Origin of the sequence: Gordonia asplenii (assembly GCF_012933505.1) — a bacterium.
Classification (GTDB): domain Bacteria; phylum Actinomycetota; class Actinomycetes; order Mycobacteriales; family Mycobacteriaceae; genus Gordonia; species Gordonia asplenii.
Genome location: NZ_JABBNB010000053.1, coordinates 1 through 25,709, shown reverse-complemented (window position 1 = coordinate 25,709; position 25,709 = coordinate 1). Strand labels below are relative to the sequence as shown.

21 protein-coding genes and 1 pseudogene are annotated in these 25,709 nt (G+C 67.6%); 18 read left to right on the top strand and 4 right to left on the bottom strand.

The genetic code is table 11. The annotated features are described in order from the left end of the window. A pseudogene (locus HH308_RS28535) lies at positions 1 to 307 on the top strand (hypothetical protein); the annotation flags it as partial. A gap of 252 nt (positions 308 to 559) precedes the next feature. Here HH308_RS28535 and HH308_RS28530 read toward each other — a convergent pair. After that, positions 560 to 1,060, bottom strand: a complete 501-nt coding sequence (locus HH308_RS28530) for a hypothetical protein (RefSeq protein ID WP_170197673.1) — start codon at positions 1,058 to 1,060, stop codon at positions 560 to 562. 95 nt (positions 1,061 to 1,155) lie between these two features. Here HH308_RS28530 and HH308_RS28525 point away from each other — a divergent pair, with 95 nt between their 5' ends. Genes HH308_RS28525 through hisG form a run of 3 tightly spaced genes read left to right on the top strand, consistent with a single transcriptional unit; the run spans position 1,156 to position 3,028 of the window. Beyond that, positions 1,156 to 1,878 carry an HAD family hydrolase gene (locus HH308_RS28525; RefSeq protein ID WP_376767307.1) on the top strand — a complete coding sequence of 241 codons (723 nt, stop codon included), beginning with the start codon at positions 1,156 to 1,158 and terminating at the stop codon, positions 1,876 to 1,878. Next, entirely contained in the window at positions 1,862 to 2,125 is a 264-nt protein-coding gene (locus HH308_RS28520) for a phosphoribosyl-ATP diphosphatase (RefSeq protein ID WP_170197672.1), read from the top strand. The genes HH308_RS28525 and HH308_RS28520 overlap by 17 nt, the downstream gene beginning before the upstream one ends. 57 nt (positions 2,126 to 2,182) lie before the next feature. Next, positions 2,183 to 3,028: an ATP phosphoribosyltransferase gene (gene hisG / locus HH308_RS28515; protein ID WP_170197671.1), complete on the top strand. Its 846-nt coding sequence runs from the start codon at positions 2,183 to 2,185 to the stop codon at positions 3,026 to 3,028. Positions 3,029 to 3,547: 519 nt separating this feature from the next. On the opposite strand, the gene HH308_RS28510 is transcribed toward hisG, so the two are convergent. Both HH308_RS28510 and HH308_RS28505 read right to left on the bottom strand, forming a co-directional pair. Next, positions 3,548 to 4,411 (bottom strand): thioesterase family protein, encoded by an 864-nt coding sequence (locus tag HH308_RS28510; RefSeq protein WP_170197670.1) that lies wholly within the window; start codon positions 4,409 to 4,411, stop codon positions 3,548 to 3,550. 24 nt (positions 4,412 to 4,435) lie between these two features. Next, complete coding sequence (locus HH308_RS28505; RefSeq protein WP_312870886.1) at positions 4,436 to 5,320, bottom strand: RecB family exonuclease; 885 nt, start codon at positions 5,318 to 5,320, stop codon at positions 4,436 to 4,438. 89 nt (positions 5,321 to 5,409) lie between these two features. On the opposite strand from HH308_RS28505, the gene HH308_RS28500 reads away from it, so the two are divergent. The 3 genes from HH308_RS28500 (at position 5,410) to HH308_RS28490 (ending at position 10,860) form a co-directional block, all read left to right on the top strand. Beyond that, complete coding sequence (locus tag HH308_RS28500) at positions 5,410 to 6,240, top strand: tRNA (adenine-N1)-methyltransferase (RefSeq protein WP_170197668.1); 831 nt, start codon at positions 5,410 to 5,412, stop codon at positions 6,238 to 6,240. A 126-nt stretch (positions 6,241 to 6,366) separates the two neighbouring features. Continuing rightward, positions 6,367 to 8,127: a proteasome ATPase gene (gene arc / locus HH308_RS28495; RefSeq protein ID WP_211188959.1), complete on the top strand. Its 1,761-nt coding sequence runs from the start codon at positions 6,367 to 6,369 to the stop codon at positions 8,125 to 8,127. A 51-nt stretch (positions 8,128 to 8,178) separates the two neighbouring features. Beyond that, positions 8,179 to 10,860: an FHA domain-containing protein gene (locus HH308_RS28490; RefSeq protein ID WP_170197666.1), complete on the top strand. Its 2,682-nt coding sequence runs from the start codon at positions 8,179 to 8,181 to the stop codon at positions 10,858 to 10,860. Positions 10,861 to 10,936: 76 nt separating this feature from the next. Here HH308_RS28490 and glgP read toward each other — a convergent pair whose 3' ends face one another. After that, complete coding sequence (glgP, locus tag HH308_RS28485) at positions 10,937 to 13,486, bottom strand: alpha-glucan family phosphorylase (RefSeq protein WP_170197665.1); 2,550 nt, start codon at positions 13,484 to 13,486, stop codon at positions 10,937 to 10,939. 105 nt (positions 13,487 to 13,591) lie between these two features. On the opposite strand from glgP, the gene dop reads away from it, so the two are divergent. From dop to HH308_RS28430, 11 genes are all read left to right on the top strand, one after another. Further along, complete coding sequence (dop, locus tag HH308_RS28480) at positions 13,592 to 15,094, top strand: depupylase/deamidase Dop (RefSeq protein ID WP_170197664.1); 1,503 nt, start codon at positions 13,592 to 13,594, stop codon at positions 15,092 to 15,094. A gap of 111 nt (positions 15,095 to 15,205) precedes the next feature. Further along, complete coding sequence (locus HH308_RS28475; protein ID WP_170197674.1) at positions 15,206 to 15,397, top strand: ubiquitin-like protein Pup; 192 nt, start codon at positions 15,206 to 15,208, stop codon at positions 15,395 to 15,397. Beyond that, the gene (gene prcB / locus HH308_RS28470; protein WP_312870885.1) at positions 15,394 to 16,248 is read left to right on the top strand and encodes a proteasome subunit beta; all 855 of its coding nucleotides are present in this window, start codon (positions 15,394 to 15,396) and stop codon (positions 16,246 to 16,248) included. Before HH308_RS28475 ends, prcB begins: the two co-directional genes overlap by 4 nt. Then, the gene (prcA, locus tag HH308_RS28465; RefSeq protein ID WP_170197663.1) at positions 16,245 to 17,009 is read left to right on the top strand and encodes a proteasome subunit alpha; all 765 of its coding nucleotides are present in this window, start codon (positions 16,245 to 16,247) and stop codon (positions 17,007 to 17,009) included. The genes prcB and prcA overlap by 4 nt, the downstream gene beginning before the upstream one ends. Positions 17,010 to 17,019: 10 nt before the next feature. Next, complete coding sequence (gene pafA / locus HH308_RS28460) at positions 17,020 to 18,378, top strand: Pup--protein ligase (protein ID WP_170197662.1); 1,359 nt, start codon at positions 17,020 to 17,022, stop codon at positions 18,376 to 18,378. Positions 18,379 to 18,408: 30 nt separating this feature from the next. After that, the gene (locus HH308_RS28455) at positions 18,409 to 19,386 is read left to right on the top strand and encodes a helix-turn-helix transcriptional regulator (RefSeq protein ID WP_170197661.1); all 978 of its coding nucleotides are present in this window, start codon (positions 18,409 to 18,411) and stop codon (positions 19,384 to 19,386) included. 1 nt (position 19,387) lies between these two features. After that, complete coding sequence (locus tag HH308_RS28450; RefSeq protein WP_170197660.1) at positions 19,388 to 20,353, top strand: helix-turn-helix transcriptional regulator; 966 nt, start codon at positions 19,388 to 19,390, stop codon at positions 20,351 to 20,353. A 60-nt stretch (positions 20,354 to 20,413) separates the two neighbouring features. Next, entirely contained in the window at positions 20,414 to 20,674 is a 261-nt protein-coding gene (gene tatA / locus HH308_RS28445; protein ID WP_170197659.1) for a Sec-independent protein translocase subunit TatA, read from the top strand. Between the two features lie 7 nt (positions 20,675 to 20,681). Continuing rightward, positions 20,682 to 21,638: a twin-arginine translocase subunit TatC gene (gene tatC / locus HH308_RS28440; RefSeq protein WP_170197658.1), complete on the top strand. Its 957-nt coding sequence runs from the start codon at positions 20,682 to 20,684 to the stop codon at positions 21,636 to 21,638. Between the two features lie 3 nt (positions 21,639 to 21,641). Continuing rightward, positions 21,642 to 24,458, top strand: a complete 2,817-nt coding sequence (locus HH308_RS28435; protein ID WP_170197657.1) for a DEAD/DEAH box helicase — start codon at positions 21,642 to 21,644, stop codon at positions 24,456 to 24,458. Positions 24,459 to 24,579: 121 nt separating this feature from the next. After that, a complete protein-coding gene (locus HH308_RS28430) occupies positions 24,580 to 25,584 on the top strand; it encodes a DUF4333 domain-containing protein (RefSeq protein ID WP_170197656.1) in 1,005 nt (334 codons plus the stop codon). Positions 25,585 to 25,709 lie beyond the last annotated feature (125 nt).

Sequence of the window (25,709 nt, the reverse complement as noted above, 5' to 3'; positions counted from 1 at the left end):
TGTCTTCATCACCCCCGAAGGGACCGTGATCGAAGGCCGCGCCGGACCCGGTCTGGACCTGTTCCCCGGACTGGCCCGCTACCGGTTCACCACACCCCAGACGCCGGGCAGACGACAACCCGCACCGCCCCACACACCGGCGGACCCCCACCGGACCCGCACGGCAGACAAACATGCCCGACGCCGAGCCGAACGCGACCGCAACCGCCGCGCCCGCGCCGACGGTCGATGCATCGAGCCACCCGCAGTCCGCGCCCACATCGCCGCCGACGACGCCGCCACCCACCTCGGCGACCCACCCTACTAACCAGAATGCAAGAGACAACTACGGCCTGGTACGACAGCCGCAGACTAGTTGATGTGTCGCGCCTAAGGGTATTGATCATCTTGCGCGGACCCTGCTTCGCCGCATCCTGCTGGTTCAGTGAGGCGAAGCCGAGTCGAACCACTGTGACGCTGCGGGTTTCGTCACTGCCCAGCCGGTGGGGTTCGACCCGCTCCGCTCGCTCAACGGCAGAGAAACGCAACGGTCATACAACTCTTTAAGTGCGACACCCTACTAATTCTGTTCGATCCTCCATTGGCCTCGTACGGTCGCGACGTCGGTGCCGGAGGCGAAACTCGCAGCGTTGAACGGATCGGCCTGAGCGACCTTGTTCGCCGACTGGAGTTCGACTGACAGCGCGCCCACCTGGTTGCCGAGTTCCCTGGCACCGGCCACGGCGACCGCCAGCGTCGATGCGACGTCTTTGAGCGAGTCGTCGTCGAGTCCGTCGCCGCACACCGTGATCGCCACGCGCAGCGGTGCTTTCGCCCCGTCGACACGCAACACCGTCGCCGTGCCGGTCGCCACGCGATGGGGCAGCGCGGCCAGTTTCGCCGCCGCCGACGCGAGGGCGTCGCCGAGTCCATAATCCGACGTCGCCACCCCGCTGCAGGCCGGTAGGGCCGACGACGACGCGGCGGAATGGTCGGCGGAGCCGCAGCCGGCGACGGCGACGACGGCGAGCGCGGCCGCGACGACCGTTAGAGCGGTTCGACGTCGCAGACCAGCGGTCATCGGACACTCCTATTCACTGTGATTGAGATCATTGCCATTGCCGAATATTGAATCATGGTTTGTGGGTCGGCTCCCGCAGCATTAGCGTGCAGGTAGTGAGTGCAGATCAACTCCTTCGGCCCGCCGCCGTCCTCTGGGATATGGACGGCACCCTGCTCGACACCGAACCGCTGTGGGACATCGCGATGGTCGAACTCGCGGCCCGCCACGGCGTCGAGATGGACGCGCAGCTGCGGGCGTCGACGCTCGGGAACTCGTCGTACGATGCCATCAGCAAGGTCCTGATCGCCGCTGGAATACCCGAGGCGGACTGGGACATCGACGCCGACCACGCGTGGAGCAACGCGCGCGTGCACGGATTGTTCGGCGATGGGCTGCCCTGGCGGCCGGGCGCGCAGCAGACGCTCGATCTGCTCGGCGAGCACGACGTACCTCTGGCGTTGGTCACCAACACCGTCCGCGAACTGACCGACGTCGCGCTGAAAACCCTTGGCGGTCACCGGTTCACGGTGACCGTGTGCGGAGACGAGGTGACCGCCGCCAAGCCCGCGCCCGAGCCGTATCTGCGGGCGGCCGCGCTGCTCGGCGTCGATCCGACCAATTGCGTGGTGATCGAAGACTCACCCGCCGGCGCACGAGCGGGGCACGATGCGGGTGCGGCGACACTCGTCGTCGGTGAAGAGGCCCTCAGCGGGCGAATTCCACCGCTGGCACGCCAGACCCGACGCGCCGACCTCGTCGGGCTGACGATGGCCGACCTGTCCGCAGCGCTGCAGGCCTCACATGCGAAAATGGGCACTCGTGAAGACCTTCGATGAACTGTTCGCCGAGCTGACCGAGAAAGCGGCTACCCGGCCCGAGGGCAGTGGCACCGTCGCGGCACTCGATTCCGGCATCCACACGCTGGGAAAGAAGATCATCGAGGAGGCGGGCGAAGTCTGGCTGGCCGCCGAGCACGAGTCCGACGACGCTCTCGGCGAAGAGATCTCCCAGCTTCTCTACTGGCTGCAGGTGATGCTCATCAAACGCGGCATGACGACCGCAGACGTCTACCGACATCTGTGAATTCCGTTCGGCCCCATCGCGTCTCCCGCATCCACCACGACCTAGAGGATCACTCCCATGCTGCGTGTCGCAGTCCCCAATAAAGGTGCGCTCTCCGAAGCCGCCGTCGGCGTGCTGACCGAAGCCGGCTACCGGCGTCGCACCGATTCCAAAGACCTGACCGTCCTCGACAACAACAACGGCGTCGAGTTCTTCTTCCTGCGACCCAAAGACATCGCGATCTACGTCGGAGCCGGCACCCTCGACCTCGGCATCACCGGCCGCGACCTGGCCCGCGACTCGCAGGCCGACGTCGCCGAAGAACTGTCGATGGGCTTCGGCGGATCCACGTTCCGTTACGCCGCCCCAGCCGGTCAGACCTGGACCGTCGCGGACCTCGCGGGCAAGCGCATCGCGACGTCGTACCCGAATCTGGTGCGCCGCGACCTCACCGAACGCAACATCACCGCCGACATCATTCGCCTCGACGGCGCAGTCGAGATCTCCATCCAGCTCGGGGTCGCCGACGCGATCGCCGACGTCGTCGGGTCCGGACGGACCCTGCGCCAGCACGGCCTCGCGGCTTTCGGTGATGTGCTGTGCGATTCGGAGGCGGTGCTGGTGCGCCGTGCCGATACTGAATTGTCCAGGGCTGCAAAACAATTCGCGGCTCGCGTGCAAGGTGTCGTGTTCGGCCAGCAGTACGTGATGATCGACTACGACTGCCCGCGCAACCTCCTCGACAAGGCCGTGGCGATCACCCCCGGCATCGAATCGCCGACGGTGTCGCCGATGGCCGACGACGCGTGGGTCGCCGTACGCGCGCTCGTACCCCGCAGCCAGCACCAGAACCTGATGGACGACCTGTCCGAAATGGGCGCGAAGGCGATTCTGGCGTCCGACATCCGGTCCTGCCGATTCTGAGGGACGTGTGGCCGTGACCACCCGGATCACAACGGTTCGGTGTTATCGGTGAGGTGTGCGGGTCGGGTGTGACTCGCGCGACGGCGCCACTTCATCGCCGCCGATCAATCATCACGGGGCTGCGCCGGGTTCTTCGTGTCACCAGACCCCTCTACTTCGATACGACCGCTCGTTCCTCGCGCTCACTCAGCACGGCGGTTACACCGAAGCTCGTTCCTCGCTTCGGCACTCGGGGAGCGGGGGCGTTGGGCTTGGGTTCTTCGTGTCGCCAGACCCCTCGTTACACCGAAGCTCGTGCCTCGCTTCGGTACTCGGGGAGCGGGGGCGTTCGGCCTGGGTTCTTCGTGTCACCAGACCCCTCTACTTCGATACGACCGCTCGTTCCTCGCGCTCACTCAGCACGGCGGTTACACCGAAGCTCGTGCCTCGCTTCGGCACTTGGGGAGCGGGGGGCTCGTTCCTCGCTTCGGCACTTGGGAGCGGGAAACTACTCGGGGAGCCGGAGGCTCGGTCCGGGCCCTACCTCAGGTTGAGTCCGCCGTCGGGCTGCTGCTGTATCGCCAGCAACACTGTCTGCGCGGAGCGGCCGACGAAGCCGTCGGCGTCGTAGAGGTCGGCGAAGGTGGCGCCGTAGCCGGCAGGGCCGACGGCAAGGTCGGAGTCGAGTCCGAGCCATTCGCCGCGCGGCGGGCGTAGCAGGTGCACCGTCGTGTCGGTGTTCATCCAGCTCCAGCGGCGCGGATCGAGGCTGGTTCCGATGCCGTTGGCGACGTCGATCACGGTGAACGCCGACGACAGATCGCTGGTCGGTTCGCCGTCGACGAGGGGCAGCAATGGGCGTATCCACGTCGCGGGTGTGCCGCCGTTGCGGCTGTCGGCGCGACCGGTCTCGGTGGTGCCGATGAACGCGACCGTTCCCCAGTCGATGCCGGTGGTGTCGTCGGTGGTGATGCCGCGCCGCATCGCGACCTCGCCGGGCGGGGGAGTCAGCGGCGGCCGCGGCAGGTGTTCGATCGGCGCGGTCGGCGCGCCGTCGAGGAACCAGGCGCTCGCTCGCGCAGCCGTGCGGAAGCTGCCGTCGGCCTGCCGAACGTCGAGTTCGGCGCCGATCACGCTGATCTGACGGCCGGGTCGAATAACTTGTGCGCGAACGCGATTCACATCGAGCCCGATCGCCCCGAGAATGTCGGTGGTGATCCGGCTGAAGCCACCCGAACGCCCGGCGACGACGGCCTGCAGCGACCGCGTCAACAGCGCGGTGGGCGGGCCGCCGTGCTGCAAGGTGTCCGCCCACACGCTCAGCGTCGACGGCGTCGGCTGGAAATATTCGTAGCCGTCGTCGGGGGAAGGTGTGGGAAGCGGCAGATAGTAAGCGGCGTCCATGACGCTCACCATAATTCGTCGCATTCAGAATCCGGCGGGTGGTCCCGGGTAGGTGGGGATGGTTCCGCCGAACTCGGGACAACGCGCCTTGTGCTCGCAGAACTTGCACATCGACGACTTGTGCGGGCGGAAGTCGCCGGTGGCCGCCGCCGAGGTGATCGCCGCCCAGATCGCCCTGAGCGTGCGCGCGAACCGTTCGAGCTCGTCACGATCGGGGCAGTAATGCAACTGCGTGCCGTCCGACAGATACATCAACTGCAGTCGATGCGGAACGACGCCGTGTCGGCGCAGAATCGCCAGCGCGTAGAACTTCATCTGAAACAGCGCCTTGGCCTCGTAGGCCTCACTGGGACTGCGTCCGGTCTTGTAGTCGACGACGCGGACTTCGCCGGTCGGGGCGACGTCGATGCGGTCGATGTAGCCGCGCAGCACGACGTCGTCGTCCTCGATCTCGAAATGGGCCTCGACGGCTTGGGCGTCGAACGCGGTGGGGTTCTCCATCGTGTAGTAGGTGGTGATCAGTCGTTGAGTCTGGGCGAGGAAGGCGGTGTCGTCCTCACCGGTAATGGTGTCGTGCAGTGTGGGATCGGCCTCGCACATCGCCGCCCACGCACCCTCGACGAGCAGGTGCGCAGATTCCGGTGTGCGTAGCTCGGCGGGCATGTCGAAGAGATTCTCCAAAGCGGCGTGCACGACGTGCCCGCGCGTCTGCGCCGGCGTCGGCTGCTCGGGGAATCGGTCGATGGCGCGGTACCGATAGAGCAGCGGGCACTGCCGGAAGTCGGCGGCGCGTGACGGCGACAACGCCAGTCGGCGCCCGGCCAGTCCCCGCTCGGCGCCCGGCGGCCGATGGTCGGCCGACCCGGGGGAGGTGGCCGCGGGTGCGCTGGCCGATCCGGTGATGTTCACATATGGCAGGGTATTCGGGGGTACCGACACGGCACACCCACTCGGCGAACCCGCCCGAAACATCTTCCGTGAAAGAAATGAGCTGCCCCATGCCCACGACCGGCCCGTTCGCTGCTGGCGACCGCGTGCAACTGACCGACTCGAAGGCACGCAAGTTCACGGTCGTCCTCGAGGAGGGCAAGCAGTTCCACACCCACCGCGGCGCGATCGACCACGACGATCTCATCGGCGCGCCGGAGGGCAGCATCGTGTCGGCGACGAGCGGCACCCAATATCTGGCGCTGCGGCCGTTGCTGACCGACTACGTGTTGTCGATGCCGCGCGGCGCACAGGTGATCTACCCGAAGGACTCGGCGCAGATCGTGGCCGAGGGCGACGTCCATCCGGGATGCCGCGTCATCGAAGCCGGCGCCGGATCGGGTGCGTTGACCTGTTCGCTGCTGCGTGCCGTCGGCGCCGAGGGATCGGTGCTGTCCTACGAGATCCGCGAGGACCACGCCGAGTACGCCGCACGCAACGTCGAGACGTTCTTCGGTGCCAAACCCGACAACTGGGAACTCGTCGTCGGCGATCTCGCCGATCACGACCCGACCGATCAGGCCGACCGGTTGATCCTGGACATGGTCACCCCGTGGGAAGTGCTGCCCACCGTGGCAAAGACACTCAAGCCCGGCGGCGTCCTGATCGTCTACGTGGCCACGGTGACGCAACTCTCGCGGATCATGGAAACGCTGCGTGAACAGGAGTGTTGGACCGAGCCGCGGGCCTGGGAGTCGCTCGTGCGCGAGTGGAGCGCCCTCGGTCTGGCGGTGCGCCCGGAGCATCGGATGCAAGGTCACACGGCGTTTCTGATCACCGCGCGGCGACTCGCCGACGGTGTCACCCCGCTGCGTGCGCACCGTCGTCCGACCAAGGGCTGAGGTGCCACGAGGTCGATTGCGGCGCAATCGTTTCGCCCAAAAAGGTGCGCCTCACGGCGCGATCGTCCACCCGCCGGTAGCGTGGAGTTCTACCGACGGTCTCCAGACCGTAGGCGCGAGCGCGAAATGCGACGCCGAGAGGAGTCAGCTATGACCGAGTCAGATCGCACCCCCGAGCCGCAGCGTCCCCCGCTGCAACGACACGTGGGCGCCGGTCCCGTGTCCGGTGGCGCAAGCCGCGATGTCAAGGAGCTCCAAGACCGGGTGGACGCGTTGACCGTCCGCAACGCGAAACTCTTGGACACGCTCAAAGACGCGCGCCAGCAACTCGTCGTTCTCCGCGAAGAGGTCGACCGCCTGGGGCAGCCGCCGAGCGGATACGGCGTACTGCTGGCCACCTACCCCGACGACACCGTCGACGTCTTCACCTCCGGCCGCAAGATGCGTCTCACGGTGTCGCCGAACATCGACGTCGAAGCCCTGCATCAAGGACAGACGCTGCGCCTCAACGAAGCGTTGACCGTCGTCGAGGCCACCGACTTCGACACCGTCGGCGAGATCGGCACGCTGCGGGAGGTCCTCGGTGACGGCAAACGCGCACTCATCGTCGGCCACGCCGACGAAGAGCGGGTCGTACGGCTCGCGCAGCCGCTGTTGACGGCGACCGACGAGGACGGCGACTCGCCGCGGCGCAAGCTGCGCCCGGGTGACTCGCTGCTGATCGACAACAAGGCCGGTTTCGCGTTCGAGCGGATCCCCAAGGCCGAGGTCGAAGACCTGGTTCTCGAAGAGGTCCCCGACGTCGGATACGAGGACATCGGTGGCCTCGGTCGGCAGATCGAGCAGATCCGCGACGCCGTGGAACTGCCGTTCCTGCACAAGGACCTGTTCCGCGAGTACTCGCTGCGCCCGCCGAAGGGCGTGCTGCTCTACGGGCCGCCCGGCTGCGGCAAGACGCTGATCGCCAAGGCGGTCGCCAACTCGCTGGCGAAGAAGATCGCGCAGGCCCGTGGTGACGACGCCAAGGAAGCCAAGTCGTACTTCCTCAACATCAAGGGCCCCGAGCTGCTGAACAAGTTCGTCGGCGAGACCGAACGACACATCCGGCTGATCTTCCAGCGGGCGCGCGAGAAGGCCTCCGAGGGCACCCCGGTGATCGTGTTCTTCGACGAGATGGACTCGATCTTCCGGACCCGCGGATCGGGCGTGTCCTCCGATGTCGAGACCACCGTGGTCCCGCAGCTGCTCAGTGAGATCGACGGCGTCGAGGGGCTGGAGAACGTCATCGTCATCGGTGCGTCGAACCGCGAGGACATGATCGACCCCGCGATCCTGCGGCCCGGACGGCTCGACGTCAAGATCAAGATCGAACGGCCCGACGCCGAAGCGGCGATGGACATCTTCTCCAAGTACCTCGTCACCGAGCTGCCGGTGCACGCCGACGATCTCGCCGAGTTCGGCGGCGACCGGGCGCTGTGCGTCAAGACGATGATCGAGCGGGTCGTCGACCGGATGTACTCCGAGAGCGACGACAACCGGTTCCTCGAAGTGACCTACGCCAACGGCGACAAGGAGGTCATGTACTTCAAGGACTTCAACTCCGGAGCGATGATCCAGAACGTCGTCGACCGGTCCAAGAAGTATGCGATCAAGGCGCAGTTGGAGTCCGGTCAACCGGGTCTGCGGATCAGTCATTTGTTCGACTCAATTCTCGACGAGTTCGCCGAGAACGAGGACCTGCCGAACACGACGAATCCGGACGACTGGGCACGGATCTCAGGCAAGAAGGGCGAGCGTATCGTCTATATCCGCACGTTGGTGACCGGGAAGAGCAGCGGCGCGAGCCGGGCGATCGACACCGAGACCAACACCGGGCAGTACTTGTAAAAGTCGAGCGTCCACGCGTTCGTCGCCGACACCGATTAAGGTCTGTCGGTGATGAACAGCGTAGATATCGCACCGATTCGCGTCACGGTTGACGGCACCGTGCGCCACGTCGGCGCCAAGGCACGGCTGACGCTCGGGCGCACGCCGGAAAACGACATCGTCGTCAATCACCACTTGGTGTCGCGGCAGCATCTGAGCATCGAGTGGCGCAACGGTCAGTGGTACATCGCCGACCTCGGGTCGACGAACGGATCGTTCGCCGGCCCGACCCGGCTGACCGAGATTCCCGCGGGCAACGGCACCCAGACGGTGCGGCTCGGCGACCCGAACACCGGGCCGCTCGTCGAGGTGGTGCCGGCGACCGCGCCGTCTGCCGCACCGACCGCGACGTCGGGGCCGCCACCCGGCGCGGTCACCCTCATCCCGCCGGTCTCCCAGCCGTTGGGGGCTCAGCCGCCGCAACCCGGTCCGCCGGTGTCGCATCCGCTGCCGGCGCAGCCCGGGCCGTCGGCGCCCCCGCAGCAAGGCCGGGCGGGATCGGGCCCGCAGCCGAATCAGGGGCAGAATCCGAATCAGTTCGGCGGGCAGCCGCAGCAGCGGCCGTTCGCGCCGCAGCAGCAACCGCATCAGCCCCAACAGCCGCAGTCGCGACAATTCGGGCCGGGTCCGTCCGGCGGCACCATGCCCACCGTCGACTTCGGTCCCCGACAGCCGATCGTCCGCCCGCCGAATCTGCCCGACTCCGACGCCGCACCGCATCTGCAGTCCTTGCTGCACAATGTCGGCAATGCGCTGACCGCGCCGGAACAGGCCGGGCGGCAAGCGATTTCGCTGGTCGGCACGCAGACGATCGGCCGCACCCCGGACAACGACATCGTCGTCTCCGACGTGCTCGCCTCGCGTCATCACGCCAAGGTGACCAAGACCTCGGCCGGGATGTTCATCGACGACCTGCGCAGCGTCAACGGAACCTACGTCAACGGCCGCCGCGTCGCGCGTCAGCAGCTGACCGACGGCGACGTCGTCACCATCGGTAACAGCGACTTCGTGGTGTCGCAGGGCAACCTGATGCGCGGTCAGGCGCAGTCGGTGGTCGCCGGCGGCCTGGAGGTGCACGGCGTGGGACTGACCGTCGACGGCAAAGAGCTGCTGCGCAACATCAACTTCTCGGCGGCACCCGGATCGTTGACGGCGATCATCGGACCCTCGGGCGCGGGCAAGTCGACCGCGGCGAAGATCATCGCCGGACTCTCGCGTCCCTCGGCGGGTGTCGTGCAGTTCGAGGGTCGCAACGTGCACGCCGAGTACGACGCGCTCGCCTCGCGTATCGGCATGGTCCCGCAGGACGACGTCCTGCACCGCAAGCTGACCCTGCGCCAAGCGCTCGGATACGCCGCGCAGCTGCGGCTGCCGCCGGATATGAACAAGGCCGACCGTTCCCAGGTGGTCGCCGGCGTGCTGGCCGAGCTGCAACTCCTCGATCACCTCGACACCCGCGTCGACAAGCTCTCCGGTGGACAGCGCAAACGGGCCTCGGTGGCGATGGAACTGTTGACCGGTCCATCGCTGCTGATCCTCGACGAGCCGACGTCGGGCCTGGACCCCGCACTGGACCGACAGGTGATGAACACGCTGCGCAGACTGGCCGACGCCGGGCGCGTGGTGATCGTCGTGACTCACTCGCTGAGTTACCTGTCGCTGTGCGACGAGGTGCTGCTGCTCGCGCCCGGCGGCAAGACGGCCTTCTGCGGTGCGCCCAACCAGGTCGGTTCGGCGATGGGCACCACCGATTGGGCGGAGATCTTCGCCTACGTCGCCGAGCAGCCCGACGCCGCACACGCCCGCTATACCTCGCGATTCGCCTCGCAACCCGCTCCGCCGCCGCCCCCGACGCCGGGGCCGGTCGTCAAGGCCAAGCAGAGCGGCTTCCTGCGGCAGCTCTCGACCGTCGCCCGACGTCAGGTCCGGCTGATCTTCGCCGACACCGGCTATCTCGCCTTCCTGGTACTGCTGCCGATCGTGCTCGGCGCGTTGTCGCTGGTGATCCCGGGCTCTGCCGGTTATCAGCCCAACAACGTCGACGAACCCGCCGAGACAGTGCAGATGCTGGTCGTCCTGGTGATCGGGGCGGCGTTCATGGGCACCGCACTGTCGGTGCGCGATCTGGTCGGTGAGCGTCCCATCTACGAGCGGGAGCGCGCGGTGGGGCTGCGCCCGGCCGCCTACCTCTGGGCGAAGGTCGTGGTGTTCTTCGTCGCGGTGGCGCTGCAGACCGCGCTGATGCTGGCCATCAACTTCGTCCGGAAGGGAACGCCGACGGCGCACTTCTTCCTGCCCGGCTGGCTGGAGCTGTTCGCCATCGTCGCCTGGCTCGGCTGCGTGAGCACCCTGGTGGGACTCGCCATTTCGGCGGCGGTGCGTTCGACCGAGCAGACCATGCCGCCGCTGGTGATCGTGATCATGGTGCAGTTCGTGTTCAGCGGCGGGCTGTTCGCCCTCGCCGGGCGCCCGGGTCTGGAGCAGCTGTCCTGGATCTTCCCGTCACGCTGGGGATATGCGGGTGCGGCGGCGGTCGTGGATCTGCGTGAGGTCTCGCAGGACGCACAGTCGGTCAAGGTCGAGAAGCTATGGACACACGACCTGATGTATCTGGGGGTCTCCTACGGTGTGCTGGCGCTGATGGGGCTGGTGCTGTTCGTGTTCACCTGGCGGCGCCTGGTGATCAAGAAGTAGCGACCGGATAACACTCGACGACGCCCGGGAACGGTCCCGGGCGTCGTCGAGTCGGTATGGCGTCTGGTCGGCGACCCTACGGGTAGCGCACCAAGCCGACTTCGCTGGCGACCGCGAGACCGCGGTGGCGGGGCAGCACCCGCACGGTGTAGCCGAGCCGGCCGGACCGGTCGACGTCGAAGCCGCCGACGAACAGGGCGCGCCCCGATTCGTCGCGACCCTCGGCAGCGGTGAGGGTCGTGGTGACGGGGTCGAGGATCTCTCCGTCGGCGTCGACGGTGCCGCCGACCGCCTCGACGGTCACCTCGGCGGGACTGAGCCCGCCGAGGCTGACGTGTGCGGTCAGCGCGACGCTCGATCCGGGGGCGACAACTCCCTCGGCGTGCGGCGGCAGTTCCTCGTCGACGCCGGCGACGCTGACCGAGGGCCAGGCCGCGGTGACCTTGTCGCGATAGGCGGCCAGGTCACGAGCGAGCGCGTAGTCGTCGGCGACGGCGTCGCGGAACGACTGCGCGGCGGGCGAATACAGCTCGGTGGTGTAGTCGCGGACCATCCGCTCGGCGAGGACCTGCGGGCCGAGATCGTCGATGGTGTGCCGCACCATGTCGACCCAGCGGGTGGGGACGCCGTCGTCGGCGAGCGTCCGCGTGTCCTCGGTGCCCGACGAATAGAACAGCGGCACGACGGTCTGCTCGAGCAGTTCGTAGAGGGCGTTGGCCTCGATGTCGTCGCGGCGGTGCTCGTCGCCGATCTCGTCGGCCGACGGGATGGCCCAGCCGTTGTGGCCGTCGGCCATCTCGTCCCACCAGCCGTCGAGGATGGACAGGTTCAGGCCGCCGTTGAGCGCCGACTTCATGCCCGACGTTCCGCACGCCTCCATCGGGCGCACCGGATTGTTGAGCCACACGTCGCAGCCGGCGTAGATGTGGCGGGCCATGCCGATGTCGTAGTCGGGCAGGAAGACGATGCGCCCGCGCAGCGCGGGGTCGTCGGTGAACCGCACGATCTGCTGGATCAACGACTTTCCGCCGTCGTCGGCCGGATGCGCCTTGCCCGCGACCACCAGCTGGATCGGCCGCTGCGGGTCGAGCAGCAGTCGACGCAGCCGATCCGGGTCGCGCAGCATCAGCGTGAGCCGCTTGTAGGTGGCCGCGCGTCGCGCGAAGCCGATCGTCAGAATCCGCGGATCGAAGACGTCGCGCGTCCACGACAGTTCCGCCTCGGAATGCCCGCGGGCCCGCCCGCTGCGGTAGACGCGGCGCCGGACCTCGTCGACGAGGTTGCCGCGCAGTTCGTTGCGGACCGCCCAGATCTCGGCGTCGCTCTGCTCGGCGTCGGCGGGCCAGCGTCCCGAGCGCCAGGTGTCCCCGTGGACACCGTTGGTGACCGAGCCGATCGGCACCTCGGCGGTGTCGAATCCGGGCCACAGGTCGCCGAACATCTTGCGGGAGACGGCGCCGTGCAGCTTGGACACGCCGTTGGACCGCTGCCCCAGACGCAGACCGAGGTGCGCCATGTTGAAGACGTCGGGGGCGGCCTCGTCGCCGAGCTGGCACAGCACGTCGACGGGCAGCCCCGGCAGCAGCCTCGACGCCCCGCTGTCGTCGGCGTCGAGGTAGTGGCGCACCAGGCCCATCGGGAAGCGGTCGATGCCGGCCGGGACGGGTGTGTGGGTGGTGAACACCAACGAGGCCCGCACGACCGCCTCGGCCTGCTCGAAGGTGAGTTCGTCGGCGGTCACCAACTCGCGGATGCGCTCGAGGCCGAGGAAGCCGCCGTGGCCCTCGTTCATGTGAAAGACCTCCGGCGCGGGCGTCCCCGACAGCCGGACGTACTCACGCACCGCGCGCACGCCGCCCACCCCGAGCAGGATCTCCTGCTTGATGCGATGGTCCTGGTCGCCGCCGTACAGACGGTCGGTGACGCCACGCAGTTCGTCGTCGTTGACCGGTACGTCGGCGTCGAGGAGCAACAGACTGATCCGCCCGACGGTGGCGACCCAGACCCGCGCGGTCAGGGTACGGCCGCCGGGCATCGACACCGAGATCTCGACGGGGACGTCGCCGTCGGTGAGCTGACGCAGCGGCAGCGTGCGCGCGTCGTTGACCGGGTAGTTCTCGATCTGCCAGCCGTCGGCGGTCAGCGACTGCCGGAAGTAGCCGGACCGGTAGAACAGGCCGACACCGACGAGCGGCAGGCCGAGATCGGAGGCGGCCTTGAGGTGATCGCCGGCGAGGATGCCGAGGCCGCCGGAGTAGATGGGGAGTACTTCGGTGATGCCGAACTCCATGGAGAAGTAGGCGATCGACGCCGGGACGGGCCGCTGCTGGGCGAGCGCGCCGAACCACGCGGCGGAGTTGCGGTATTCGGCGAGGTCGGCGGCCAGTGCGCTCACCCGGGCGACGAATTCGGTGTCGGCGGCGAGCTCGGTGAGCCGCTCGGTGGTGGCCTGTTCCAGTACCCGCAACGGGTCGGCGGTCTCGGTCCAGACATCGGGATCGATGTCGGCGAACACCTCCTGGGTGGGGCGGTGCCACGACCACCGGAGGTTGGCGGCTAGTTCGGTCAAGGGCTGCAATTGGCTCGGGAGTTGTACCCGGACGGTGAACCGACGGAAGGCTTTCACGGCTGGCTACGGTACCGGAGAAAAGTCCTACTGGCGCGTTGCTTCGACGACCTCGTCGCTGTGCCCGACAAAGCGACCGTTCCGTCGGGCACTACCCTTGGGGCCATGCAGCGAATCATCGGCACCGAGGTCGAATACGGAATCTCCGCTCCCTCTGATCCGAGCGCCAATCCGATCATGACATCCACCCAGGCTGTGCTCGCCTACGCCGCGGCGGCCGGGGTGCCGCGCGCCAAGCGAACCCGCTGGGATTACGAGGTCGAATCACCCCTGCGCGACGCGCGCGGCTTCGACCTGGGCCGCTCGTCGGGGCCTGCGCCGATCATCGACGCCGACGAAATCGGCGCCGCCAACATGATTCTCACCAACGGCGCGCGCCTCTACGTCGACCACGCCCACCCCGAATACTCGGCTCCGGAGGTGACCGATCCGCTCGACGCGGTGATCTGGGACAAGGCGGGCGAGCGGGTGATGGAGGCGGCCGCGCGGCACGTCGCCAGCGTCCCGGGGGCACCGGCGCTGCAACTGTACAAGAACAACATCGACGGCAAGGGCGCCTCCTACGGCACCCACGAGAACTATCTGATGAATCGCGAGACGCCGTTTCCGGCGATCATCGGCGGACTCATTCCGTTCTTCGCCTCGCGTCAGGTGATCGTCGGGTCGGGCCGTGTCGGGATCGGGCAGTCGGGCGACGAGGCGGGCTTCCAGCTCAGCCAGCGCGCCGACTACATCGAGGTCGAGGTGGGCCTGGAGACGACCCTCAAGCGCGGCATCATCAACACCCGCGACGAGCCGCACGCCGACCCCGACCGCTACCGGCGGCTGCACGTCATCATCGGCGACGCCAACCTGTCGGAGACCTCCACCTACCTCAAGGTCGGGACCACGGCACTGGTACTCGACCTCATCGAGGCCGGCCACGACTTCTCCGACCTCGAATTGGCCCGCCCGGTCTCGGCCGTGCACATCATCAGCCACGACCCGACACTGACCGCGACGGTCGCGTTGAGCAACGGCCGCGAACTCACCGGCCTGGCGCTGCAGCGCGAGTACCTGGCCCGCTGTCAGGCCTTCCACGACGCCGAGCATTCCGACGACGCCCGCGCCGCGCATGTACTCGCGACCTGGGCCGACGTCCTCGACAAACTGGAACGCGACCCGCTCGAATGCGCGGACCTGCTCGACTGGCCGGCGAAACTGCGGCTGCTGGAAGGCTTCCGGCAGCGCGAGGGGCTGGGCTGGTCGGCGCCGCGGCTGCATCTGATCGACCTGCAGTACTCCGACGTCCGGCTCGACAAGGGGCTCTACAACCGGCTCGTCGCGCGCGGCTCGATGCAGCGCCTGGTCACCGAGGCCCAGGTGATCGAGGCGATCACCACGCCGCCGGAGCACACCCGGGCCTACTTCCGCGGCGAATGTCTGCGACGCTTCGGCGCCGACGTCGCCGCGGCCAGCTGGGACTCGGTGATCTTCGACCTCGGCGGTGACTCGCTGGTCCGCATCCCGACGCTGGAGCCGTTGCGCGGCAGTCGCGCCCACGTGGGCGCGCTGCTCGAATCGGTGGACAGCGCAGCCGAACTGGTCGACCAGCTGACGATGTCGTAGCGGGACACGGCTCTCCCGCCAGCCTCACACATCTGTTCGGCGAGACCGGTAGGGTGAATCTACCCAGCCATATTCGGTATTTCTTGGCTGGCCCGACGCATAGGAGGCGGCATGGCGCAGGAACAGACTCACCGCGGTGGCGGCAGCGACGACGACGATGTCACCGGCGACGGTGGCGCCGGTCAAGAACGTCGCGAGAAGCTCGCGGAAGAGACCGACGATCTGCTCGACGAGATCGACGATGTGCTGGAAGAGAACGCCGAAGACTTCGTGCGGGCATATGTCCAGAAGGGCGGCCAGTGACTCCCGGCGCATTCGACAACGGGCCTGACATCTCTTCGTTCACCGACTATCTGCGCGTCCACGCGCCCGACCAGCTGCCCTCGGCCCGGTTGGCGTCGTTCACCGCGGGCTCCGGCGTGAACGACATCCCGCACGGCACCACGATCGTCGCCGTCTCGTACGCCGGAGGCGTGGTGCTCGCCGGTGACCGTCGGGCCACCGCAGGCAACATCATCGCCACCCGCGACGTACGCAAGGTCTACATCACCGACGACTACTCGGCGGCCGGCATCGCCGGTACCGCGGGCATCGCCATCGAGATGGTCCGGCTGTTCGCCGTCGAACTCGAGCACTACGAGAAGCTCGAAGGCGTGCCGCTGACGCTCGACGGCAAGGTCAGCCGGCTGGCCTCGATGGTGCGCGGCAACCTGACCGCGGCCATGCAGGGTCTCGCGGCGGTACCGCTGCTCGTCGGCTTCGACACCGACGCCGACGCCGGGGCGCGCGGACGCATCTTCTCCTTCGACATCGCCGGCGACCGCCACGAGGAGTTCGGCGGGTACACCGCGATCGGCTCGGGTTCGATATTCGCGAAGTCGTCGCTGAAGAAGCTCTACCGGTTCGACCTCGACGCCGCGGGTGCCCTCGCGATCGCCGTCGAGGCACTCTACGACGCCGCCGACGACGATTCGGCCACCGGCGGACCGGACGTCGTCCGGCAGATCTTCCCGACCGCCGTCACCGTCGACGCCGACGGCGCCGCGGAGGTACCGCAGGCCGACATCGCCGCCGCGGCCGCCGACGTCACCGCGCGCCGCAGCGCGCAACACGCGCCGCAGACCAGCCACGACGGGGAGGGAGATCTGCGATGACGTTTCCGTACTACGCGAGTGCCGAGCAGATCATGCGCGATCGTTCGGAGCTGGCGCGCAAGGGAATCGCCCGCGGGCGCAGCGTCGTCGCACTGACCTACGCCGACGGTGTGCTGTTCGTCGCGGAGAACCCGTCGAACACGCTGCGCAAGATCAGCGAGATCTACGATCGCATCGGATTCGCCGCGGTCGGCAAGTACAACGAATTCGAGAGTCTGCGCAAAGCCGGCATCCAGCTCGCGGATCTGCGCGGCTACAGCTACGATCGCGCCGACGTCACCGGTCTGTCGCTGGCCAACGCCTACGCCAACACCCTGGGATCGGTCTTCACCGAGCAGGCCAAGCCCTACGAGGTGGAGTTGTGCGTGGCCGAGGTGGCCAAACCGGGCCGCACCACGGCCTCGCAGCTCTACCGGATCAGCTACGACGGATCGATCGCCGACGAGACCCGCTTTCTTGTCATGGGCGGTGTGACCGAGGCGATCACCAAATCGCTGACCGAGCACTACACCGCGGATCTGCCACTCGCGCAAGCGATTTCGGTGGCCGTCCGCGCACTCGGCGCCGTCGGGGAGCAGCCCCGGGAACTGTCCGCCGATGATCTGGAAGTCGCGATCCTCGACCGCAACCGGCCGCGGCGCGCCTTCAAACGGTTCACCGACGAGCGGGTCGGCGAGCTCCTCGCCGAGGTGTCTGCGGAGCAGGCGCCGACCGACACCGAGGCGTCGACCGAATCGGCACCCACCGACGAGAAGGACTGAGGTACCTGCGTTGCAGCGGCGAATCATGGGCATCGAGACCGAATTCGGTGTCACCTGTACCTTCCACGGACACCGGCGGCTGAGCCCCGACGAGGTGGCGCGTTACCTGTTCCGGCGCGTCGTGTCGTGGGGCCGGTCGTCGAATGTGTTCTTGCGCAACGGGGCTCGCCTCTATCTCGACGTCGGGTCGCACCCGGAGTACGCAACGGCCGAGTGCGACAACCTGATTCAGTTGATCAATCACGACCGCGCCGGTGAGCTGGTCCTCGAGGACCTGCTCGTCGACGCCGAGACGCGGCTGGCCGACGAAGGCATCGGCGGCGACATCTACCTGTTCAAGAACAACACCGACTCGGCGGGCAACTCCTACGGCTGCCACGAGAACTTCCTGGTGGTGCGGGCGGGGGAGTTCTCCCGGATCTCCGACGTGCTGCTGCCGTTCCTGGTGACCCGGCAGCTGATCTGCGGCGCGGGCAAGGTGCTGCAGACCCCCAAGTCCGCGGATTTCTGCCTCTCCCAACGCGCGGAACACATCTGGGAGGGCGTGTCGTCGGCGACGACGCGCTCGCGGCCCATCATCAACACCCGCGACGAGCCGCACGCCGACGCCGAGAAGTACCGTCGGCTGCACGTCATCGTCGGCGACTCGAACATGGCCGAGATGACGACGCTGCTCAAGCTCGGGTCGGCGACGCTGGTGCTGGAGATGATCGAGGCCGGTCTCAGCTTCCGCGACTTCGCGCTCGACAACCCGATCCGTGCGATCCGCGAGATCAGCCACGATCCGACCGGCCGTCGTCAGGTGCGGTTGGCCGGCGGCAAGACCGCCAGCGCCCTCGACATTCAGCGCGAGTATCACGCACGGGCCGTCGAGCACATCGCCGGCGGGCATCCCGATCCGGCGATGACGACCGTCGTCGACCTGTGGGGCCGCGTCCTCGACGCCGTGGAGTCCGACGACTTCTCCAAGGTCGACACCGAGATCGACTGGGTGATCAAGCGCAAGCTGTTCCAGCGCTATCAGGATCGATACGACATGGAGCTGGGCGACCCCAAGATCGCGCAACTCGACCTGGCCTACCACGACATCAAACGCGGTCGCGGCGTGTTCGACGTGCTGACCCGCAAGGGACTCGTCGCCCGCGCGACTACCGACGAGGCGATCGCCGCCGCGGTGGAGGAACCGCCGCAGACCACCCGGGCGAAGCTGCGCGGCGACTTCATCGCGGCCGCGCAGAAGACCGGCCGCGACTTCACCGTCGACTGGGTGCACCTCAAGCTGAACGATCAAGCGCAGCGCACCGTGCTGTGCAAGGATCCGTTCCGCAGTGTCGATGAGCGCGTCGATCGGCTCATCGCATCGATGTGACGGTCGGGGAGTGACGAAAAGGTGTCGCGGGTGGTGCGAAAGAAGATCGAACGGCAGCTCAACCTGGTGATCTGCCTGTTGGAGTCGAGGCAGTTCGTCACAGCCGACTACATCCGGGAGAACGTCGTCGGGTACGCCGACAACCCGAACGGGACGCTCGACGCGTTCAACCGGATGTTCGAGCGGGACAAGGCCGAGTTGCGCAACATGGGATTGCCGCTGCTCACCGGGCCCGCGCCGCACGCGTACGGCGCCGAGGGGTACCGGATCGACCGAGCGAGCTACGAGCTGCCCGACATCCACCTCAGCGAGGACGAGGCGGCAGCCGTCGCGATGGCAGCGCTGGTATGGGACAGCCCCGACGTCGACGGGCTGACCCGCAGCGCGATCCGCAAACTCAAGAGCGCGGGCATCGACGTGCGCACCAACGACGAGGTGGAGATCGCCCCCCGTGCGATCAGTTCCGAACCCGTGATCCGGGCCCTGATGGAGGCGTGCGCGTCACGCGAGGCGGTCACCTTCCTGCATCGCGCGGCCCGTGCGGACGCCCCCACTCGGCGCACGCTGGAGCCGTGGACGGTGCGCACCCACCGCGGTCAGTGGTATGTGATCGGACACGACCGCGACCGCGACGATCGACGCACCTTCCGCGTCTCGCGCATCACCGACGTCGCCACGGTGGATCGGCCGGGTGCCTTCACCGTTCCCGCCGACCTCGACTTCGGCGCGATCCTCGCCGAGACGGTCACCAATGTCTCCGGTGCCGACCCCGACGTCGTCGCATCGGTGTGGGTGGCGCGGGGACGCGCCGACGGGCTGCGGCGGATGGCGCGGTCGTCGACGCCGCAGGACTTCGCCGGTGAGCCCGGCGATCTGCTGAGCATCCCGTCGCAATCCGGCCTGCAACGCGCGATCCTCGGCGTCGGACCCGACGCCGTGGTGCTCGGGCCGGACTCGTTGCGGCGCAGCGTCGTCGACGCGCTCGGCCGACTCGCGGCGGGTGCCTGACATGGGCCGACCCGCCGACCAACTGAACCGGCTGCTCACGCTGATTCCGTATTTCCTCGCCAACGACGGCATCGAACTCGACGTGGCGGTGCGCGAACTCGGCGTCGGCGCGAGCGAGTTGGTCGCCGACCTGCAGCAGCTGTCGTTGAGCGGACTGCCCGGCAAGCTGCAGCTGCCCGGCGACATGATCGACGTCTACGAAGAGGACGGTCGGGTGCACCTGAGCTTTCTCTGCGGCGACCTGAAGCGTCCACTGCGGCTGACCTCGTCGGAGGCGACGGTCCTGCTGATGGCGCTGCGCACGGTCATCGAGACCCACGCCACCGATCCCGCACCCGCCGAACGCGCGATCGCCAAGATCGAGGTCGCGGCGAGTGGCCAACCCGCGCTGCCCGACGCGGTGACGTCGGTGAACGACGGCAAGTCGGCGGTCCTCGACACCGTCCGGCGCGCGGTGCGCGACAAGGTGGCGCTGCGGATCCGCTACTACACACCGAGTCGCGACAGTGCCGGAGATCGCACCGTCGACCCGGTCGGCACGCAGGTCGTCGACCGGTTCACCTATCTGTCCGCGTGGTGCAGGCAGAGCGAAGGCATGCGGCTGTTCCGGTTCGACCGCATCGACGATGCGACACTGCTCGACGAAACGTCGGCTCCGCCCGCGGGCGCGCAGAGCGTCAAGCAGTCGCCGGTCCTCAGCGACAATCCGGATCTGCCCACCGTCGAACTCGTCGTCGACGAGCCGGCGCGCTGGGCGTTCGAGTATTTTCTGCTCGAACCGCACGGCCAGCCCGACGCCGACGGCGCACAGGGGGCGACGCTGCGCTACGGTTCCGACGAGTGGCTCGCGCGCTTCATCCTCGGATTCGGCGGCCAGATCCGGATAGTCGGATCCGACGACGCGGCCGCGCAGGTGGCGCGGCGGGTCGCCGACGCCGCGACGGCGGCACGGGTCCGCTATTCCTGAGGGCGGCACCGACCGCCGGTCCGGTAGCATGGGCAACAGTCATTCGAAAGGGTTGAACTCATGGGCGCCATTCAGCCGTGGCACATCGTCTTGGTCTTGCTTGCCTTCGTCATTCTGTTCGGGTCGAAGAAGCTGCCGGACGCCGCACGAGGACTGGGCCGCTCGCTGCGCATCTTCAAGTCCGAAGTCAAGGAGATGCAGAACGACGGCAAGCCCGACGCTCCGGTCGCCGAGGCACCGCGTGAACTGCCCCCGTCGGACGCGTCGGTCGTCGCGCCGGTGACCACCACCAAGCCCGACGACGTGCAGAAATCTGCCTGACACGCTAGTGCGCATTCCCCTCGATCCCCGTCGGCGTCGCAGCAGGGTCAACCCCGACGGGACGATGTCGCTGGTCGATCATCTCTACGAATTGCGGCACCGCATCGTCGTCTCGATGATCGCGATCCTGCTGACCACGATCTTCGGTTTCTTCTGGTACTCGCATACGATCTTCGGCGTCGAATCGCTCGGTGAGCTGTTGCGCGGACCGTACTGCTCGCTGCCGGCGTCGTCGCGGGCCAGTTTCACCCCCGACGGCAGTTGCAGACTGTTGGCGACCGGTCCGTTCGATCAGTTCATGTTGCGCCTGAAGGTCTCACTGACCGCGGGCCTGGTGATCGCCACGCCGATCTGGTTCTACCAACTGTGGCAGTTCATCACCCCCGGGCTGCACCGCAATGAACGCCGATACGCGGTCTCCTTCGTGACCTCGGCGTCGATCCTGTTCGTGGCCGGTGCGGTGCTGGCCTACCTGGTCGTGACGAAGGCCTTCGAGTTTCTGCTGACGGTCGGCAACGAGGTGCAGGTCACCGCATTGGCCGGCGACCAGTACTTCGGTTTCATGATCAATCTGCTGGTGATCTTCGGGGTGAGCTTCGAGCTGCCGCTGCTGATCGTCGCACTGAATCTGATCGGCGTACTGCACTACGACCGGCTCAAGAAGTGGCGCCGGGGCCTGATCTTCGGCATGTTCGTGTTCGCCGCGGTGGTGACCCCCGGATCGGATCCGTTCACCATGACGGCGCTTGCCGGAGCACTGACGGTCCTGCTGGAAGTTGCGATTCAGATCGCGCGGATCAACGACAAGCGCAAGGCGCGCCGCGGCGAGGACTGGGACGCGCTGTCCGACGACGAAGCCAGTCCGCAGCCGAGCGCGTCGGTGCGCCCGGTCGCGTCGCCGCCCGTCGCGGCGACTTCTCGTGCGTCGGTGCGGTCGGCCGAGTCCTTTGGTGACATCCTGTAGGCGATGACGCACCTCGACGATTTTCTCGCCCGTCAAGCATTCGCCCTCGATCCGTTTCAGCTGCGCGCCTGCGATGCCCTGCAGGCCGGGCACGGCGTCCTGGTCTGCGCCCCGACCGGTGCGGGCAAGACGATCGTCGGCGAGTTCGCGGTCCACCTGGCGTTGGCGCAGGGCACCAAGTGCTTCTACACCACGCCCATCAAGGCGCTGAGCAATCAGAAGTTCAACGACCTCGTCGCGGTATACGGCGCCGATGCCGTCGGCCTGCTCACCGGTGACAACTCGATCAACGCCGACGCCGACGTCGTGGTGATGACCACCGAGGTGGTCCGCAACATGATCTATGCGAATTCGCCTGCACTGCAGGGTCTTTCGCATGTCGTGATGGATGAGGTGCACTTCCTCGCCGACCGGTTCCGCGGTGCGGTGTGGGAAGAGGTGATCCTTCATCTGGAGCCGGAGGTGTCGATAGTCGCGCTGTCGGCGACGGTGAGCAACGCCGAGGAGTTCGGCGACTGGATGCAGACCGTCCGCGGCGACACCGCCGTCATCGTCGACGACCATCGCCCGGTCCCACTGCAGCAGCACATGATGGTGGGCACACGGCTGTTCGACCTGTTCGATCCGCGTACTCCGCGGTCGGGTCGCACGGGTTCGCCGCGCCGCCCCGAGGTCAATCCGGAGCTGATGCGCTACATCAAGCATCGGACGCTGACGCTGGACTCCGACTACGACGACCGCGGACGCGGGCGGAATCGGGGCCGTGGGGCGCCGCGGCGCAACAATGCGGTGCCGCGGCCCAACCTGATCCGCCAACTCGACCGTGAGGGACTCCTGCCGGCTATCGGGTTCATCTTCTCGCGGGCCGGCTGCGACGGCGCCCTGCACCAGTGTCTGCGGTCGGGGATCAGTCTCCTCGACGAGCATCATGCCCGTCAGGTCGACGAAGTGGTCGATCGATACGTCGCCGAACTGTCACCCGCCGACGTCGAGGTGCTCGGCGTCGCGGAATGGCGGATCGGTCTGCGTCGCGGCTTCGCCGCGCACCACGCGGGTCTGCTGCCGACCTTCCGGCATTGCGTGGAGGAACTGTTCACCCGTGGGCTGGTGCGGATGGTGTTCGCCACCGAGACGCTCGCGCTGGGCATCAACATGCCCGCCCGGTCGGTGGTGCTCGAACGGCTCGTCAAGTACAACGGCGAAGCACACGTGGACCTGACGCCCGGCGAGTTCACCCAGCTGACCGGACGTGCCGGCCGCCGCGGCATCGACGTCGAAGGTCACGCGGTGGTGTTGTGGACCCCCGACATCGTGCCGACCGAGGTCGCCGGGCTGGCCGGATCGCGGACCTTCGCGCTGCGCAGCTCATTCGCGCCGGAGTACAACATGGCGGTGAATCTCATCGACCGGCTGGGCCTGTCGGGTTCGCGCGAGATCCTGCATCGCTCGTTCGCGCAGTTCCAGGCCGACCGTTCGGTCGTCGGGCAGGCACACAAGATCGACGAGGCGCAGCGCGCGCTGCGGCGGATCGACGGCGAGCTCGCCACCGCCGCCGACCGGCGCGGACTCGAACCAGGCGACCCGACGCTGGGCGGCGCGCACGGCGAGGGGGCCGTCGACGGTGTGCCCTACGCCGGTTTCCTCGGTTACGTTGCGCTCCGGGAGGACATCCGCGCCCGTGAGCGGCAGCTGAAGATGGCACGCCGACGGTCGGATCTGGCGTCGACGAGCGACGATCTGGCGGCGCTCAAGCGCGGGCAGGTCATCGGGCTCTACGGCAACCGACACCGCGGCGTGGCGGTGGTCATCGAGCCGGCGTCGAATCGTGACGACCCCAAACCGATGGTGGTCTCCGAGGACGGCTGGTGCGGCCGGCTGGGCGTGCGTGACTTCTTGAATCCACCGGAAGTGCTGGGCAGCATGCGCCTGGCCAAACACATCGATCGGCGTACCGGGCGCGGCAGGCGAGATCTGGCGTCGGCGCTGCGTTCGACCGGCATCGAAGCACCGCGGGGTCGCCAGCAGCGCAAACGTGCCGATGCCGCCGACGATCGGGAATTGGCTCAACTGCGCGCGCAGTTGCGCTCGCATCCCGCGCACGGCCTCGACAACTCCGACGATCTGTTCCGGCTGGCCGAGCGCCGCAATCGACTGGTCCGCGACATCGCGAAACTGGACTCGAACATCGCGGCGCGAACGTCGACGCTGCGCGTGACCTTCGATCGGGTCGTCGGGGTGCTGACCGACCTGGGATATCTGCGGACGGTCGACGTCGACGGCACGTCCACCGTCGAGGTGACCGAGCCGGGCCGGGTGCTCGGCCGGATCTACAGCGAGAGCGACCTGCTGGTGAGCGAGTGTCTGCGCGAACAGGTCTGGGACGATCTGCCCCCGCATGAGCTCGCGGCGGTGGTGGCGGCACTCGTGTTCGAGGCGCGCCGCGACACCTACTCGGGTGTGGACGCGATGCCGGGCAGTGCCGGACTCCGCGCGGCCCTGGCCGACACGGTCCGGATCTGGCAAGACCTCACCGAGGTGGAGTCGCGTCATCGACTGACGCCCACGCGCGAGCCGGACACCGGGTTCTCGGTGGCGGTCGCGCTGTGGGCGTCGGGGCGATCGCTCACCGAGGCGCTCGCCGCCGCGGGCGATCGCGGCAGTCTGTTGTCACCCGGCGACTTCGTTCGATGGAATCGGCAGGTCGTGGACCTGCTCGAACAGGTCGCCAAGAGCGTCGAGCCGGGCAGTCGGCTGGCCCGCACCGCGCGCAGCGCCGTCGGCTCCATCCGCCGCGGCATAGTAGCGGTTGAACTGAGTTGACGCACGTGACGACGTAGAATCGACGTGGCGATCCACCTACGCTCGGCGCTGCTGCGATAGCATCAACAGCCGTATCCGACAAAACCGGTTGCCGTCGTGGCAGCCCCTGCGGGAGGGACTCATGACCGAACCCGAACAGCCGAAGAATCCGGGCGCAGCAGATTCGACCGCGGGTTCCGGACCCACTCCGGCCCCGACGACCGGCCCCGGCAACTACGCGCCGACGCAGTTCAACCCGACCACGGGTGCGACACCCTCCGCCCCGACTCAGGCGGTGCAGTCGGGCCCGCAGCCGTCGAGCACGCAGCAGTCGACGAAGTCGGGCACCCAGCCGTCAGCGCCGTCCGACCCATCCGATCAGTTCGGCCAGCAGACTCAGTTCGGCGCGCCCGCGCAGTTCTCCGGGCCGCAGCAACAACAGCCGCAGTCATCGCAGCCCCAACCCCAGCAGCAGTTCGGCTCGCAGCCGCAATACGGTTCGCCGAGCCCGTACGGTAGCGCTGCGTCGCAGCCGAATCCCACCGAGCCGCTCACCAGTCCGGTATCCCAACCGCAGGCGTATGGGCAGCCCTACGGTCAGCAGCAGCCGCAGTCGGGCCAGTTCGGCGCTCAACCGCAGTACGGTCAGCCCCAGAGCGGTGGCTTCGCCCAGCCGGGCGGGCAGTTCGGTCAGCAATCCTACGGTCAGCCGCAGAGCGGGCAGTTCGGTCAGCAACCCTACGGGCAACAGAACGAGTCGTTCGGACAATCGGGCCAAGGGCAGTACGGTGCGCAGAACGATCCGTTCGGCGCGATGGGACAGCCGACCAAGAAGTCCGGCAAGCTCTACTACATCGGTGCCGGCGTACTCGCGGCGATTGCGGCGATCGTGCTGATCACCGCATTCCTGTTCCCGGGCTGGGCTCCCAAGACGCTCTCTCAGGATGCCGCGCAACAGGGTGTCGTGCGGGTACTGACCCAGGACTACAAGTCGACCAATGTGTCGAACGCGCAGTGCCCGTCGGGTCAGCGGATCAAGGAGGGCGGCTCGTTCACCTGCACGGTCAAGGTCGGCGACAGCCAGCGCAGCGTGACCATCACCTTCCTCGACGGCAAGGGCAACTACGAGGTCAGCCGCCCCAGCTAGGGTCAATGCAGTCGGCGGGAGGTGACCGACGCCGTTCCCCGAGTGCCGGTGACCCATCCCTGTCTTCGGTGACGCACCTCGTCTTCGGTGACCCATCCCGCTCCCCGAGTGCCGAAGCGAGCTCG

Coding starts and splice junctions, on each gene's coding strand:
- HH308_RS28530 (WP_170197673.1), bottom strand. CDS start 1,060: ATGACCGCTGGTCTGCGACGTCGAACCGCTCTAACGGTCGTCGCGGCC.
- hisG (WP_170197671.1), top strand. CDS start 2,183: ATGCTGCGTGTCGCAGTCCCCAATAAAGGTGCGCTCTCCGAAGCCGCC.
- HH308_RS28510 (WP_170197670.1), bottom strand. CDS start 4,411: ATGGACGCCGCTTACTATCTGCCGCTTCCCACACCTTCCCCCGACGAC.
- HH308_RS28500 (WP_170197668.1), top strand. CDS start 5,410: ATGCCCACGACCGGCCCGTTCGCTGCTGGCGACCGCGTGCAACTGACC.
- arc (WP_211188959.1), top strand. CDS start 6,367: ATGCGACGCCGAGAGGAGTCAGCTATGACCGAGTCAGATCGCACCCCC.
- HH308_RS28490 (WP_170197666.1), top strand. CDS start 8,179: ATGAACAGCGTAGATATCGCACCGATTCGCGTCACGGTTGACGGCACC.
- dop (WP_170197664.1), top strand. CDS start 13,592: ATGCAGCGAATCATCGGCACCGAGGTCGAATACGGAATCTCCGCTCCC.
- HH308_RS28475 (WP_170197674.1), top strand. CDS start 15,206: ATGGCGCAGGAACAGACTCACCGCGGTGGCGGCAGCGACGACGACGAT.
- prcA (WP_170197663.1), top strand. CDS start 16,245: ATGACGTTTCCGTACTACGCGAGTGCCGAGCAGATCATGCGCGATCGT.
- HH308_RS28450 (WP_170197660.1), top strand. CDS start 19,388: ATGGGCCGACCCGCCGACCAACTGAACCGGCTGCTCACGCTGATTCCG.
- tatA (WP_170197659.1), top strand. CDS start 20,414: ATGGGCGCCATTCAGCCGTGGCACATCGTCTTGGTCTTGCTTGCCTTC.
- HH308_RS28435 (WP_170197657.1), top strand. CDS start 21,642: ATGACGCACCTCGACGATTTTCTCGCCCGTCAAGCATTCGCCCTCGAT.
- HH308_RS28430 (WP_170197656.1), top strand. CDS start 24,580: ATGACCGAACCCGAACAGCCGAAGAATCCGGGCGCAGCAGATTCGACC.